Source organism: Pseudaestuariivita atlantica (assembly GCF_001205715.1).
In the GTDB taxonomy this organism is placed as follows: domain Bacteria; phylum Pseudomonadota; class Alphaproteobacteria; order Rhodobacterales; family Rhodobacteraceae; genus Pseudaestuariivita; species Pseudaestuariivita atlantica.
The window spans coordinates 691,169-705,047 of sequence record NZ_AQQZ01000001.1; the positions used below are offsets into that span (position 1 = coordinate 691,169).

General features: G+C 65.7%; 12 protein-coding genes. 5 read left to right on the top strand and 7 right to left on the bottom strand.

The window, feature by feature from the left end:
- Positions 1-94 precede the first annotated feature (94 nt).
- The 6 genes from ATO11_RS03335 to ATO11_RS03360 all read right to left on the bottom strand — a co-directional run bounded on the left by ATO11_RS03335 (position 95) and on the right by ATO11_RS03360 (position 7,579).
- Positions 95-1,603 (bottom strand): UxaA family hydrolase, encoded by a 1,509-nt coding sequence (locus tag ATO11_RS03335; protein ID WP_050529366.1) that lies wholly within the window; start codon positions 1,601-1,603, stop codon positions 95-97.
- Entirely contained in the window at positions 1,603-2,550 is a 948-nt protein-coding gene (locus ATO11_RS03340; RefSeq protein ID WP_050529367.1) for a phytanoyl-CoA dioxygenase family protein, read from the bottom strand. The genes ATO11_RS03335 and ATO11_RS03340 overlap by 1 nt, the downstream gene beginning before the upstream one ends.
- A 16-nt stretch (positions 2,551-2,566) precedes the next feature.
- Positions 2,567-4,396 carry a TRAP transporter large permease gene (locus tag ATO11_RS03345; protein WP_050529368.1) on the bottom strand — a complete coding sequence of 610 codons (1,830 nt, stop codon included), beginning with the start codon at positions 4,394-4,396 and terminating at the stop codon, positions 2,567-2,569.
- Entirely contained in the window at positions 4,396-5,307 is a 912-nt protein-coding gene (locus ATO11_RS03350; RefSeq protein WP_082176110.1) for a TRAP transporter small permease subunit, read from the bottom strand. Before ATO11_RS03350 ends, ATO11_RS03345 begins: the two co-directional genes overlap by 1 nt.
- 14 nt (positions 5,308-5,321) lie before the next feature.
- Complete coding sequence (locus ATO11_RS03355) at positions 5,322-6,488, bottom strand: mandelate racemase/muconate lactonizing enzyme family protein (RefSeq protein WP_050529369.1); 1,167 nt, start codon at positions 6,486-6,488, stop codon at positions 5,322-5,324.
- A 65-nt stretch (positions 6,489-6,553) separates the two neighbouring features.
- Positions 6,554-7,579: a TRAP transporter substrate-binding protein gene (locus ATO11_RS03360; protein ID WP_050529370.1), complete on the bottom strand. Its 1,026-nt coding sequence runs from the start codon at positions 7,577-7,579 to the stop codon at positions 6,554-6,556.
- Between the two features lie 197 nt (positions 7,580-7,776).
- Here ATO11_RS03360 and ATO11_RS21640 point away from each other — a divergent pair, with 197 nt between their 5' ends.
- Positions 7,777-8,457 carry a GntR family transcriptional regulator gene (locus ATO11_RS21640; RefSeq protein ID WP_110553550.1) on the top strand — a complete coding sequence of 227 codons (681 nt, stop codon included), beginning with the start codon at positions 7,777-7,779 and terminating at the stop codon, positions 8,455-8,457.
- Here ATO11_RS21640 and ATO11_RS03370 read toward each other — a convergent pair.
- A complete protein-coding gene (locus ATO11_RS03370) occupies positions 8,454-9,326 on the bottom strand; it encodes an NAD(P)-dependent oxidoreductase (RefSeq protein ID WP_050529372.1) in 873 nt (290 codons plus the stop codon). The two genes, ATO11_RS21640 and ATO11_RS03370, sit on opposite strands and share 4 nt — an antisense overlap.
- Before the next feature lie 108 nt (positions 9,327-9,434).
- On the opposite strand from ATO11_RS03370, the gene ATO11_RS03375 reads away from it, so the two are divergent.
- Genes ATO11_RS03375 through ATO11_RS03390 form a run of 4 tightly spaced genes read left to right on the top strand, consistent with a single transcriptional unit; the run spans position 9,435 to position 13,776 of the window.
- Positions 9,435-10,175: an SDR family oxidoreductase gene (locus ATO11_RS03375; RefSeq protein ID WP_050529373.1), complete on the top strand. Its 741-nt coding sequence runs from the start codon at positions 9,435-9,437 to the stop codon at positions 10,173-10,175.
- Positions 10,172-11,971, top strand: coding sequence for an IlvD/Edd family dehydratase (locus ATO11_RS03380; protein WP_050529374.1), 1,800 nt, complete (start codon positions 10,172-10,174; stop codon positions 11,969-11,971). The genes ATO11_RS03375 and ATO11_RS03380 overlap by 4 nt, the downstream gene beginning before the upstream one ends.
- Positions 11,972-11,981: 10 nt before the next feature.
- Positions 11,982-12,827 (top strand): fumarylacetoacetate hydrolase family protein, encoded by an 846-nt coding sequence (locus tag ATO11_RS03385; protein ID WP_050529375.1) that lies wholly within the window; start codon positions 11,982-11,984, stop codon positions 12,825-12,827.
- Positions 12,820-13,776, top strand: coding sequence for a 2-hydroxyacid dehydrogenase (locus ATO11_RS03390; protein ID WP_050529376.1), 957 nt, complete (start codon positions 12,820-12,822; stop codon positions 13,774-13,776). The genes ATO11_RS03385 and ATO11_RS03390 overlap by 8 nt, the downstream gene beginning before the upstream one ends.
- Positions 13,777-13,879 lie beyond the last annotated feature (103 nt).

Genomic DNA, 13,879 nt, shown 5'->3' on the forward strand with positions numbered 1-13,879 from the left:
CGACGCTCAACCAGATCGACGTGCCGTGGGGGCGGCCCGTCGATGCGCGGCGGCCTGCGGTCCTGAGTCTGCGCGGGGAATATTTTCGGACCGCTCACATCACCGCCCCGATCTGCCACGGTACGAATTCGTAATCGCCCAATCCCTGCGCTTCGGATTTCGACATCTCTCCCGATGCCACGCGCAGGAACATCTCGTAGATCTCGTGCCCCTTGGCCTCCAGCGACATCTCGCCCGACAGCATGTCGCCGGTGTTGACGTCCATGTCCTCGGTCATGCGGGCGTACATCTCGGAATTGGTGGCGACCTTGATCGTCGGCGCGGGTTTCGAGCCGAAGGCCGATCCGCGCCCGGTGGTGAAGCAGACGAGGTTGCACCCGCCCGCGATCTGGCCGGTGACGGAGGCCGGGTCGTATCCGGGCGAATCCATGAAGGTGAACCCGCGCGCGGTGACCGGTTCGGCGTACTTGAAAACACCGTTCAAAGGCGTCGTGCCGCCCTTGGCCGCCGCCCCCAGCGACTTTTCGAGGATCGTCGTCAGCCCGCCCTTCTTGTTGCCGGGGGAGGGGTTGTTGTCCATCGAGCCGCGATTGCGGGCGGTGTAATCCTCCCACCAGCGGATGAGACCGATGAGCTTTTCGCCGATCTCGGGGCTGGCCGCGCGGGCGGTCAACAGGTGCTCGGCCCCGTAGATTTCCGGCGTCTCCGCCAGCACGCCGGTGCCGCCCTGCGCGGTGAGCAGGTCGCAGGCATATCCGAGCGCCGGGTTCGCTGTGATGCCCGACCACGCATCGGACCCGCCGCATTGCAGGGCGACCATCAGGTCGGAGGCCGGGCAGGGAGTGCGCGTGGCCTCGTTCGCCAGCGGCAGCATTGCTTCGATCCTGGCGATGCCCGTCTCGACGGTGCGGCGCAGGCCCGCGGCGTTCTGGATGTTCATCGTCTGGAAAAGCGGGCCCTGCTCCAGACCATAGGCTTCGAGCAACCAGTCGATCTGGTTCATCTCGCATCCCAGACCCACCATCAGGACGCCTGCGTGGTTGGGGTGGCGGGCATAGCCCCACATGACCCGCTGGAGCGCCTCGAACCCCTCGCCATCGCCCGCCATGCCGCAGCCGGTGCCGTGCACGAAGGCGACGACACCGTCGACATTGGGATAAGGCGCCAACCGCTCGGGCGTGAAATGCGCCGCGATCTGGCGCGCGGCGGTGGCCGAGCAGTTCACCGAGGTGACGATGGCGATGTAGTTGCGCGTGCCGACGCGGCCATTGGCGCGGCGGTAGCCTTGGAACGTGTCTCGTCCGTCCTGATGGACGGCCTCGACCGGGCGCAGGTTGGTGCCGAATTCATAGGCCGCGTCGGTGTTGCGGAATTCCACGTTGTGGGTGTGGACGTGCTCCCCCGGCGCGATGGCGGTCGAGGCATAGCCGATGGTCTGGGCGTATTTGACCACCCGGTCGCCGGGTGCCATCGCGACGGTCGCGACTTTGTGGCCGGAAGGGACCAACCCGGTCGTCGTCACGCTTTCGACCTCCGCGCCCGCTTCGAGCGCGCGCGTGGCCGTGACCACCGTGTCGGCGGCATCGAGGCGGACCCAGCGCATCAGGCGCAATACGGCCCGGAGGTGGGCCAGCGGTGCTGCGGGATATGGGTGCCGTGGGCGACGCTGTGGCGCGTGTCCTCCCACATCCGGCGCCAGACGCGCCAATCCTTCAACTCGGTCTCGGGATTGGCGCGGGAGCGGGCGACGAAGCTTGGGAAATGATCGCGGCCTGTGGACTGGCCGGTCACGTTGTAGCGCAGGTCGAACGACCAGCGGTAGCCGTCGGACATGTTGGCGAGCGAGGCATGCGGTGTCAGCGGGTGGAAGATCACCGCGCCGCCGGCCTTCACCGGCGCGGGCACCGGCTCTTTCTTCGGCAGGTAGCGGTCGCGGATGCCGGTCTGGCGGAGGGAGCAATGCGGCAGCATCTCCTCCTCGATCCCCGGCATGACCTGCAGGCAGCCGTTCTCGACCGTGGCGTCGGTGATGGCGAGCCACACCGTCAGCATCTGCGTCTCGTCCGCTTCGGCCAGCGTCACGCCGCGATCCTGGTGCCAGTCGGTCGACACGATATGCGCGCGCACCTCGTCGCCGTCCACCAGCCGTTCAGGCGGCTTGATGCGCACGTGCTGGATCGGGTTCGAGGTGAGTTCGGGGCCCAGAAGCGCCTCGGCGATGTCGAGAATGCGGGGATGCGTCGCCATGTCGAACACGGCAGGACCGAAATGCATCGGTGTGTCGTCGGTGATGTCGGCATGGGGCAGCGAGATGTCGAGCGGCTGGTACCATTCGTGCCCGGCGCGGAAGGCCGCGCCGAGCTTGTCCCAGAACCCCCAACCGGCCTGCGGCGCGGGCACGTGACCTTCGGCGTGCCACTGGTCATAAAGCCCGTCCATCAGCGCGGCGTATTCGTCGATCACCGCCTGGCGGGTCGCCTCGTCGATCACGTCCTCGATCACGAGGTAGCCGTCGCGGTTGAACTGGTCGATCTGCGCGGGCGTCAGCATCGAAGCCTCCTCTTGGCTAGAGCAGCAGGGTCACGATGGACGGCCAGATCAGCAGGACCGCCAGCGCGCACAGCTGGATGCAGATGAAGGGCAGGAAGCCCCGGAAGATGTCCGTCAGCGAGATATGCGGCGGGGCCACGGATTTGAGGTAGAATGCCGCGGGGCCGAAGGGTGGTGACAGGAAGCTGACCTGCATGTTCATGCAGAAGAGCACCCCGAACCAGACCGACAGCCACTTGGGATCAAGCTCGCCGATGAACCCGATCTCCTCGATCGGCAGGCGGCGCACGATGGGCAGGAAGACCGGGATGATCAGCAGCACGATGCCCACCCAGTCCATGAACGCGCCCATGAAGAGCAGGATCAGCATCATGGTCAGCAGGACCAGCATCGTCGGCATCTCGGACCCGACGATCAGGTTGGCGATATAGTTCGGCCCGCCCGCCAGCGTGTAGGCGCCCGCAAGGGCGGCTGCACCGATGGTCACCCAGATGATCGTGCCGGTCGACCGCAGGGTGCGCATCAGCCCGTCCCAGACAAGGTCCACCTTGCCGGGCGCGCGCATGCACCAGTAGAAGCCCGCGATCACCACGACCATCGCACCCGCGATGACTCCGGTCTGGCCGGGGATGATCGATGCGACGATGATGGCCACCACGATGGTGGCTGCGCCGAACATCGCCACCTTGACCCGGTTGTCGTAGAAGAACGCCTTCCACTCCTCGAACGAGCGGTCAAGGATGACCGAAATCAGGAACACCGCCAGCGCGCCCATGCCCGCCGCCTCGGTGATGCCGGTGATCCCGCCATAGATCGAGCCGAGCACGACGCCGATGATGACGAAGGGCGGCACCATGCCGGCGCCATGTTTCCAGCCCTCGCGGCAGTTCTCGCGCCCGAAGACGAACAGGCCCAGCACCACGCAAAGCGCGAGGAAGCCGAGGATGTAGGGGATGTCATAGGGCATGCCCCATGTGATCGCGTCCTCGCCCTCTTCGAGGATGTTCTGGCCCGTCAGGGTGAAGAACACCGCGCGCAAGAGGACCGCGACGGCGAAACCGCCGAAGAGGATCGTCAGGAACCCGCCAAAGCGCATCACCTTCTGCCCGCCGCCCACGTCGTCGGGGCGCGGTTCCGGCAAGGGGGCCAGCGACGGGTTCAGGTTCGTCCGCACTAGGATGTAGATGATGATGAACGACGCCAGCATGAAACCGGGAATGAACGCGCCCGTGAACAGCGCCTTGATCGAGGTCTCGGTGATGAGGCCGTAGATGATCAGGACGATCGAGGGCGGGATCATCGTGCCCAGAGAGCCCGACGCGCAGATCGTGCCAATGGCGAGGTTCTGGTCGTACCCCAGCCGCAGCATCTGCGGCAGCGCGATCAGGCCCAGCAGGACGACCTCGCCCCCGATGATGCCCGACATCGCTGCCATGATGACCGCCATGATCGAGGTGACAACCGCGATGCCGCCGCGCACGCGGCTCAGCCAGTAGTCGAGCGCGTCGTACATCGTCTTGGCGATGCCCGACCGTTCCAGCAGGGCCGCCATGAAGATGAAAAGCGGGACCGACAGAAGCACGTATTCCGTCATCAGGTCGAATATCTTCTGTAAGAGGATATATAACGGCCCGGTCCCCGGCCTGCTGGTCAAAAGGCCGGGTATCCTCTGCCCCTCGCATTCGGCCCACAGGTAGCAGGCGGTATGGGTCAGCATGGTGGGTTCGAATTTCATCACCATGACCAGCAGCGCAAGCGCGGCCGAGGCAAGGCCAAGCGGCATGCCGATGGCCAGAAGGACGATCAGCCCCAGCACCACGACAATCGAGATCGTTCCGACGTCCATCAGTTCTTGTCCTTCACTTGAGTGCCCTGGATCTTGCCGCGGGTCACGTCGAGGTCGCTGACCCCGTCGCTGCCGACCGCGCGGCGGATCGCCTCCAGCTCTTCCTGGTCGATGTCATCGGCGGCGGAATGGGTGACGGGTTCGAGGTTCCAGTCGCTGATCAGGTTGATGACCGACTGCACCGCGACAAGGCAGATGATGATCAGCACCGCGGGCTGCACGGTGGCGGGGATCGGCGGGTCGAAGGCGGTGCCGAACATCTCCCAATTGTAGAACTTGGTAATGAAGACCTGCTTGTAGCTGCCAAAGACCAGCCCGATGGCGAAGATCACGAAGATCACCGTCCACGTCGTGTCGAACACCCGCTGCAACCAGCGCGGCACGGCGTCGTAGAGGATGAAGATGCGGATATGGCTGCGCTGCTGCATGCCGTAGAGGCCCGAGCACAGGAACACGAAGCCCCCGATCCACAGCGTCAGCTCGTTCGCCCAGAGCGTCGGCGCCTCGAACACGTAGCGCAGGAACACCTCGTAAAGCATCACGCAGGTCATCGAGATGATGAGGATCATCGTGACCCGCCCGAAGAACAGCGCGAAGCGGTCGATCTGCCGCCATTGCTGGAATTCCATCGCGGCGACCCTGACGCCGCGCATGCCGATCGCCGCCAGCACCGGCAGCAGCAACAGCGCGGCCCAGTCGACGATGTCGGCCACGCCGCCGAACAGGCCGGGCAGGTTGGGCGTCAGCTCCTTGGCCTGGTGCAGGGCGGTGACCTGCGACAGCTTGGAGGCGTTTTCATGCGGCGCCAGCGTCAGGATATAGGCCGGCGCGTGCCAGATCGCCCAGGCCCCGCATAACACGAACAGGAAAGGGATCACCCATTCCATCAGGCTCCCGGTCTTGTGGTCCATCTGTCCCTCCCTGGTCATGCGATCCTGTAGGCGGCGATGACGTCGCGGTCGGGGGTGACCCCCAGCCCCGGACCCATCGGCACCGCCACGGCGCCATTGTTGGTCTTGACCTGCGACTGAATGTTAATCGGCTCGGTCAGCAGGTTGTCACGGAATTTGTTGTCGGTTGTGTCGAACTCCAGCCACGGCTCGCGCGGGAACAGCCCGCCGGGCAGGGGCGGCATGGCCGCCAGCAGCTGCAGGTTCGCCGCCACCGCGATGGCCGATCCCCAGACGTGGTTCACCACCGGCGTGAAATGCGCATGGCACAGCGCCAGCACCCGCAGGTATTCGGTGATACCGCCAAGCGCGCAGACCTCGGGCTGGGCGATCGACAGGCCACGGCTTTCCAGCAGCGCCTTCCAGCCCCAGCGGCTGAACTCGGCCTCGCCGCCCGCGATGTTGGTGGTCAGCCCGGCGCGCAATTCGGCATAGCCCGCGTGATCCTCCGGCGCGACGGGCTCTTCGAACCAGTAGGCCCCCAGCTCGTCCAGCGCGCGGCCGACGTGGAAGGCGTCCGCCGTGGTGTAGGCGTGGTTGGCATCGACCATGAAATCGAAATCGTCGCCCACGCCCCGGCGCACGGCCTCTGCCAAACGGATGTCGTCCCGTGGCCCAAGGCCGACCTTCATCTTGGTGGCGCGGAAGCCCGCGTCGCGGATCGCGGCGGCCTCGTCGACGAACCGCGCGGCCATCTCGGCGGCGGGTTCGGGACGCAGCATCATGCCGTAGCCGTAGACGCCTACGCTGTCGCGGTGCACGCCGCCGATCAGTTTCGCGATGGGCTGGCCCGTGACCTTGCCGGCGATGTCCCACAGGGCGATATCGACGCCCGAGAGGGACTGCAGGGGCATGCCCTTCTGTCCGTGATCTCGCAGAAGGTTGTAGACCTTGTGCCAGATCACGTCGCGATCCATCGGGTCGAGCCCAAGGATCATCGGCTGGATCACGCCTTCGACGATGCCCTTGTTGGCCACCGCGACGGGTCCGGGACCGAAACATTCGCCCCAACCCGTGACGCCTTCGTCGGTCTCGACCTCCACGAGGTGGGCCGTGCGTTTCGCGTAGTATTGCTGCGAATAGCCCAGCACCTCCGGCATGTCGCAGGACAGCACGTGGCTGGTGATGCGGGTGATCTTCATGGCGTAAAAAACGGCGGCGGGCCCTCTGGCACCGCCGCCGCCCTCAGCTCACGCGGATGCGTGGCTTATTCGGACATCGCGCCGATGCCTTGCAGGAAGGCAACGTGGCTGCCGAGCAGCTCTTTCGCTTCCGGCGTGGTCGCGAACTCTTCCCAGCCTTTCTTGACCGCGTCGCGGAACTTGCCGAGTTCTTCCTCGTTCCACGTGTAGAGGTTCACGCCCTCGGCCTGCAGCTTGACGGCGTTCTGCGCGTTCTTGACCTCGTTGATGGTCGCGTTGTGCAGCGCAAGGCTGTCCATCGCCACTTCCATGATGCGGCGGTGATGCGCCGGCATCGCTTCCCAGACATCGGTGCGGCAGGCCAGGTGGTCGGCCGGCATCGAGTGGAAGCCCGGATAGTTGGTGTGCTTGGCGATGTCGTAGAGACCCAGACCGATGTTGTTGGTCAGGTTCGCCGCGTCCGCACCGTCGATGATGCCGGTTTCAAGCGCGGTGAAGATCTCGTTGAAGTCCATCACGATGGGCGAGGCGCCGAGGTTGGCGAACACCTTGGTGGCGAGGCCCGGAGGCGAACGGAATTTCCAGTCCTTGAAGTCCGCGACGCCGCGGATCGGGCGGGTCGAGGCCAGCGATTCCGGGCCGGGGATCCACCAGCCGACAAAGCTCATGCCGTGCTGCTTGTAGAGCTTGTCGACAGCCGCGCGGCCATCGGCATGCAGCAGCCATGCCATTTGCTGGTAGGGGTTGGTGTAGCCGCCCATCAGGTCGCCGGTGAACTGGAACGCGGGGTTCTTGCCGGTCTGGTAGGCGCCGCCCGTCATGTCGCAATCGAGGATGCCGGTCGCGGCAGCGTCGAACGTCTCGGCCGATTTCACCACGGACGAGGCATAAAACATCTCGACTTCGATCTCGCCGTTCGACATCGCCTGGATGTCGTCGATATACTTGCCGGCCATCTGGCCCGACAGCGTTTCCTGGCTGAAATGCGTCTGGATGCGAAGTTTCGTCGTCGCGTGACCGTCAGCAGCGGCCGAAAATGCCGACGCGCCGACAAGGGCTGCCGCGCAGACGGCAGTTTTCAAAGCTTTCATGGTATCCTCCCATTTATTTTGGCGACGAAGAGCGTTGCCCGCCCAATTATGATGCCGCTAACATCACCTTAGACACGCCCCCCCAAACCGGGCAAGGCAATTTTCGAATTCGACGTATTTTCGAGATTTTGTTGAAATCGCGAAATTTTTGGTATGTCTTGGTGGAATCGGGCCGCGCGACAGGGGAGGCGTTCGCCATGGGACTGGTACAGGATTCAACGGCGTGGGACGTGGTCGACCGGTTGCGCGCGGCGCTTCTGGACGGGCGTTTCGCCCATGGCAGCAAGCTGAAACCCGACACCTTGCGCACCTCTCTCGGTTGTTCGGCGAGCGCCGTGCGCGAGGCCCTGTTCCGCCTGTCGACCGAGGGCCTTGTCCAGTTCCACCCCCAGCGCGGCTTTCGCGTGCCGCAGCGCGATATCGAGCTGCTGCACGACATCACGCAGGTCCGCATCATGATCGAGGAGCAGGGCGCTTGCCGGTCGATCCGCAATGCCGACGTCGCGTGGGAGGCCCGCCTGACCGCGGCGCATCACAAGCTGAGCCATATCGAAAGCCGCGTGCAGCGGACCGAACCCACGGACGAGGTGTTCCAGTTATGGGTGCGGGGCGAGCAGGAGTTCCACCAGACCCTGATCGGTAATTGCGGCTCGCAGATCCTGGTCGACATGCATCTGGCCATCTATCGCCGGTTCCGCCAGCAGATGGTCACCAGCGACCGCGACTTCACCCACCTTCCCGTCAACCGCGACCAGCACCTCGAAATCCTCGATGCCGCGCTGGCGCGGGACGAAGACGGCGTGTGCCGCCGCATCCGCGCCCATCTTGGCCGCCACCTCGTGCGGCCAATCCCCGAACGGGAGGCCGTGCCCGCCTAGTCCTGCCGCGCCAGCAGTTCGAGGTAGAGACCGGAATGATCGCGGTCCGCCCCGTCCATGTCGTGCACGAAATGGTGGAACCGGTCGCGCACGCCCGCGACCTGCGGCAGGGAAAGGCCCAGCGTCCGCGCCTCGTGCAGCACGTTGTCGAGGTCCTTCAGTTGCAGCCGTGACAGCCCGCCGGGGTCGAAATCGCCCTCGGTCATGCGGGCGCCGTGCTGTTGCAGGACGATGGAATCGGCGAACCCGCCTTTCAGCGCCGCGCGCACCGCCGCCGGGTCGGCCCCGCCTTTCTGCAAAAGCAGCATCGCCTCGGCCACGACGCCGATGGTGACGCCGACGATGGCCTGGTTGGCGAGTTTCGCCAGTTGCCCCGACCCGGCCGGCCCCACATGCACCGGGCGACCCATCGCCTTCAGCACCGGGGCCACGCGGGCAAAGGCCGCGGCATCGCCGCCCGCCATGATCGCCAGCGTCGCCTCGTCCGCGCCGCGCGTCCCGCCCGACACCGGCGCGTCGATCTGCGCCACGCCGTGTTCGGCCAGCATCGCTTCCTGCGCGCGCGCCTCCTCGGGTTTCGACGAACACATGTCGACCCAGACCGCGCCGTCGCGCAGGTGGTCGGCCACGTCCCGCATGACCTGCGCCGTGGTCGGCCCGTCCGCGAGGATCGAGATCACCAGATCGGCTCTGTCCACGGCCTCGCCCGCGCTGTCGGCAACCGTCACGCCATGCGCGGCCAGCGGTTCGGCCTTGGCGCGGGTGCGGTTCCACGCGGTCACAGGATGCCCGGCCTGCGCGAGGTTGCGCGCCATGTGCCCGCCCATCAGGCCGGTGCCGAGAAAGGCGATCTTGGTCGTGTCGGTCATGCAGTTCCCCCGCTTGGCTTTTGCGCGCCCCCGCGCTACGCAAAGGTGCGACCGCGGCGCGGAGAGGTCAATCGCTCCCGCGCGGATGCGGCATCTGGGAGGAGAGATATGGGCGATCGGCTGGCGGGCAAACGCTGCCTCGTGACGGCGGCGGGGCAGGGGATCGGGCGGGCTTCGGCCATCGCCATGGCGGCCGAGGGCGCCACGGTGTTCGCCACCGACGTGAACGGCGACCTGCTGGACGGGCTGGAGGGGATGGAGACCTTCGTGCTCGACGCGCGGTCCGACGCGTCGGTCGCCAAGGGCGTGGCGCGCGCCAACCCGGACGTGCTGATGAACTGCGCGGGTTTCGTGCATCACGGCACGGCACTGGATGCCACCGATGACGAATGGGATTTCGCGATGGACCTGAACGTGCGGTCGATGCACCGCACCACCCGCGCCGCGCTGCCGGGCATGATCGAGCGCGGCACCGGGTCGATCATCAACATGTCCTCGGCGCTGGGATCGAAGATCGCCGCGCCCAACCGCTATGTCTATGGCGTGACCAAGGCGGCTGTCGTGGGGCTGACGAAATCGGTCGCGCTCGACTTCATCAAGACCGGCGTGCGCTGCAACTGCATCTGCCCCGGCACGGTCGAAAGCCCGTCATGGCACGACCGCGTGAAGGCACTGGGCGAGCAGATGGGCAGCTATGACGCCGCGCTTCAGGCCTTCGTCGACCGCCAGCCCATGGGGCGCGTCGCCTCGCCCGAGGAAATCGCCGCGCTTGCCGTCTACCTCGCATCCGACGAAAGCGCCTTCACCACGGGACAACCCTTTTACATCGACGGAGGCTGGTCCGGATGACCCGCAAGATCGCCAAGGAAGACCTGCGCTCGCGCAAGTGGTTCATGAACCCCGACGACCCGGAAATGACGGCGCTGTATCTGGAGCGGTACCTGAATTACGGGCTGACGCGCGAAGAGCTGCAATCGGGCAAGCCGATCATCGCCATCGCCCAGACGGGCAGCGATCTGAGCCCCTGCAACCGCCACCACCTTGAACTGGCCAAGCGCGTGCGCGACGGGATCGTGTCGGCGGGCGGCACCTGTATCGAGGTGCCGGTGCACCCGATCCAGGAGACGGGCAAGCGGCCCACCGCGATGCTGGATCGCAACCTCGCCTACCTGTCGCTGGTCGAGACGCTGTTCGGCTATCCCATCGACGGCGTCGTGCTGACAATCGGCTGCGACAAGACCACGCCGGCGCTGTTGATGGCCGCCGCCACCGTCAACATCCCCGCCATCGCCCTGTCGGTCGGCCCGATGTTGAACGGCTGGTACGAAGGCAAGCGGGCAGGGTCGGGCACCGTGGTCTGGAAGGCGCGCGAACTGCTCGCCGCCGGAGAGATCGACGATGACGGCTTCATGGAGATGGTCGCCTCGTCCGCGCCCTCGGTCGGCTATTGCAACACGATGGGCACGGCCACGACGATGAACTCTTTGGCCGAGGCGCTGGGGATGCAATTGCCCGGATCGGCCGCGATTCCCGCGCCCTACCGCGAACGCGCGCAGATGGCCTACGAGACCGGCAAGCGCGCGGTGGAGATGGTGTGGGAAGACCACCGCCCGTCCGACGTCATGACGCGCGAGGCGTTCGAGAACGCGATCGTCGTGAACTCGGCCATCGGCGGGTCGACCAACGCGCCGATCCACCTCAACGCCATCGCCCGGCACCTCGGCGTGCCGCTCGACAACGACGACTGGCAAAAGCTGGGCCATCACATCCCATTGCTGGTGAACCTCCAGCCCGCGGGCGAGTATCTGGGCGAGGATTACCAGCGCGCGGGCGGGGTGCCTGCCGTGGTGGGGGCGCTGATGCGCGCGGGGTTGCTTCCGCACCCCGACGCGGTCACCGTCAACGGACGCTCGATGGGCGACAATTGCGGGGAGGCGGTGTCGACCAATGCCGACGTCATCAAGGGCGTCGATGCCCCGATGATGGCCGAGGCCGGGTTCATCAACCTCAAGGGCAACCTGTTCGACAGCGCGATCATGAAGACCAGCGTGATCTCGGACGAGTTCCGCACGCGCTACCTTGAAAACCCCGAAGACCCGAACGCCTTCGAAGGCCGCGCGGTGGTGTTCGACGGGCCGGAAGACTTCCACCATCGCATTGACGACGAGGCGGAAGGCATTGACGAACATTGTATTTTGTTCATGCGCGGAGCAGGGCCCAAGGGCTATCCCGGCGGGGCCGAGGTGGTGAACATGCGCGCGCCCGCCTACCTTCTGAAACAGGGCATCCACGCGCTGCCCTGCGTGGGCGACGGGCGGCAATCGGGCACGTCCGGGTCGCCGTCGATCCTGAACGCCGCGCCCGAGGCGGCGGACAATGGCGGGCTGGCGCTGCTGCAGACGGGCGACCGCGTGCGCATCGACCTGACCAAGTGCACCGCCGACATGCTGGTGCCCGTGGACGAGTTGAAGAAACGCGCCGAAGCGCTTGAAAAGGCAGGCGGATATGCCGTCCCAGACAACCAGTCTCCGTGGCAGGAATACTTCCGCAGCCTTGTCGGCCGGTTCGACGAGGGCATGACGCTGAAAGGCGCCGACCAATACCGCGACATCGCCCGCAAGCATACGCCGCGCGACAACCACTAGGGAGACCGCCATGAAACTTGTCCGCTACGGAGAGCCGGGAGAAGAAAAGCCGGGCCTGATCGACGGGGATGGCACCCTGCGCGACCTCAGCGCCTACGTGCCCGACATCACCGGCGCCACGCTGGGCGACGGCGCGCTGGATGCCTTGCGCGCACTCGACACCTCGGCGCTTCCCACCGTGGCGGGGACACCGCGCATGGGGCCGTGCGTGGGCAATATCGGCAAGTTCCTGTGCATCGGGCTCAACTATTCCGACCACGCGGAAGAGCAGGGGCTGGCGATCCCCGAACACCCGATCCTGTTCTTCAAGGCCAATTCCGCGATCACCGGCGCCAATGACGACATCGTCATGCCGCGCGGGTCCAGACGCACCGACTGGGAGGTCGAGCTGGGCGTCGTGATCGGCAAGGAAGGCAAGTATATCAGCGAAGACACCGCGTTGGAGCACGTCGCGGGCTATTGCATCGTGAACGACGTGTCCGAGCGCGAGTTCCAGCAGAAGCTGTCGGGCCAGTGGACCAAGGGCAAGTCCTGCGACACTTACGGGCCGACCGGCCCGTGGCTGGTGACGCGCGACGAGGTGGGCGATCCGCAATCGCTTGCCATGTCGCTCGACGTAAACGGCACGCGGATGCAGACCGGCAGCACCGCGACCATGATCTTTACCGTGGCGCAGATCATCGCGCATCTGAGCGAGCTTTTCACGCTTTACCCCGGCGACGTCATCACCACCGGCACGCCGCCGGGTGTGGGCGATGGAATGCGCCCGCAACAATACCTGAAGGTCGGCGACGTGGTGGAGCTGGAAATCGAGGGGCTTGGCAAGCAGCGGCAGGTCGTGCGGCAGGATGCCTGATCTTCTTGTCATCGGCGACATCACCGACGCGATGCGCGACCGCCTCGCCGCTCGGTTCACGCTGCACCACACCGACGGGATGGACGATCCCGAAGCGTGGCTGGACGCGCACGGGGCAGGGATCGCGCATGTGGCGACCAACGGCCATGACGGGGTGAAACCAGCCTACATGGACCGTTTGCCGGACCTGAAGATGATCTCTTGTTACGGCGTGGGATATGACGCGATCGACGCGTCGGGATGCGCGGAGCGCGGGATCCTTGTATCGCACACGCCCAACGTCCTGAATGCCGAGGTCGCATCGACCACGCTTATGCTGATGTTGATGTGTTATCGCAATGCCTTGGCGGACGAAGCTCATGCACGGTCCGGCGCATGGGAGCGCGAGGGCAACGCGCCGCTCAGCCGCAGCGCCGACAACCGGCGCGTCGGCATCCTGGGCATGGGCCGGATCGGGCAGGAAATCGCGCGGAAGCTGGAACCGTTCGACGCGACGATCCTCTATCACAGCCGCTCACCCAAGGATGTACCTTACGAATACGTGAGTGATCTCAAGGAGATGGCGGGCAAGGTTGATGTTCTGGTCTGCATCACGCCCGGCGGGCCGGAGACGCGGCACCTGGTCAATGCCGAGGTGATGGAGGCGCTGGGGCCGGATGGCCTGCTGATCAACGTCTCGCGCGGGTCCGTCGTGGACGAGGCCGCGTTGATCGACGCGCTGTCTACGGGCAAGCTGGGCATGGCGGGTCTCGACGTGTTCGAACGTGAGCCGCACATTCCCGACGCGCTGAAGGCGCTGCCGAACGTCGTGCTGCTGCCGCATGTCGGATCGGCCACGGTAGAGACGCGCGGCGCCATGGGCGCGCTGGTCGTGGACAACCTGATCCACCATCTCGACACCGGCGGCGCGCTGACACCGGTACCGGAATGCGCGCATCTGGTCACGTGAGGGGAGACGCGTAAGGCGTTGAAACCAAGTAGTTTCGCGCTGAGCGCTCTACAATCTGATGTAAACACCATTCAGAAATGTCACTGGGTTTGCAAAGGAGAAG

Excerpts from the sequence above, each read along its gene's own strand:
- ATO11_RS03370 (WP_050529372.1), bottom strand. The coding sequence starts at position 9,326 with ATGACCGACACGACCAAGATCGCCTTTCTCGGCACCGGCCTGATGGGC.
- ATO11_RS03380 (WP_050529374.1), top strand. The coding sequence starts at position 10,172 with ATGACCCGCAAGATCGCCAAGGAAGACCTGCGCTCGCGCAAGTGGTTC.
- ATO11_RS03355 (WP_050529369.1), bottom strand. The coding sequence starts at position 6,488 with ATGAAGATCACCCGCATCACCAGCCACGTGCTGTCCTGCGACATGCCG.
- ATO11_RS03345 (WP_050529368.1), bottom strand. The coding sequence starts at position 4,396 with ATGGACGTCGGAACGATCTCGATTGTCGTGGTGCTGGGGCTGATCGTC.
- ATO11_RS03375 (WP_050529373.1), top strand. The coding sequence starts at position 9,435 with ATGGGCGATCGGCTGGCGGGCAAACGCTGCCTCGTGACGGCGGCGGGG.
- ATO11_RS03335 (WP_050529366.1), bottom strand. The coding sequence starts at position 1,603 with ATGCGCTGGGTCCGCCTCGATGCCGCCGACACGGTGGTCACGGCCACG.
- ATO11_RS03390 (WP_050529376.1), top strand. The coding sequence starts at position 12,820 with ATGCCTGATCTTCTTGTCATCGGCGACATCACCGACGCGATGCGCGAC.
- ATO11_RS03385 (WP_050529375.1), top strand. The coding sequence starts at position 11,982 with ATGAAACTTGTCCGCTACGGAGAGCCGGGAGAAGAAAAGCCGGGCCTG.
- ATO11_RS03340 (WP_050529367.1), bottom strand. The coding sequence starts at position 2,550 with ATGCTGACGCCCGCGCAGATCGACCAGTTCAACCGCGACGGCTACCTC.
- ATO11_RS03350 (WP_082176110.1), bottom strand. The coding sequence starts at position 5,307 with ATGGACCACAAGACCGGGAGCCTGATGGAATGGGTGATCCCTTTCCTG.
- ATO11_RS21640 (WP_110553550.1), top strand. The coding sequence starts at position 7,777 with ATGGGACTGGTACAGGATTCAACGGCGTGGGACGTGGTCGACCGGTTG.
- ATO11_RS03360 (WP_050529370.1), bottom strand. The coding sequence starts at position 7,579 with ATGAAAGCTTTGAAAACTGCCGTCTGCGCGGCAGCCCTTGTCGGCGCG.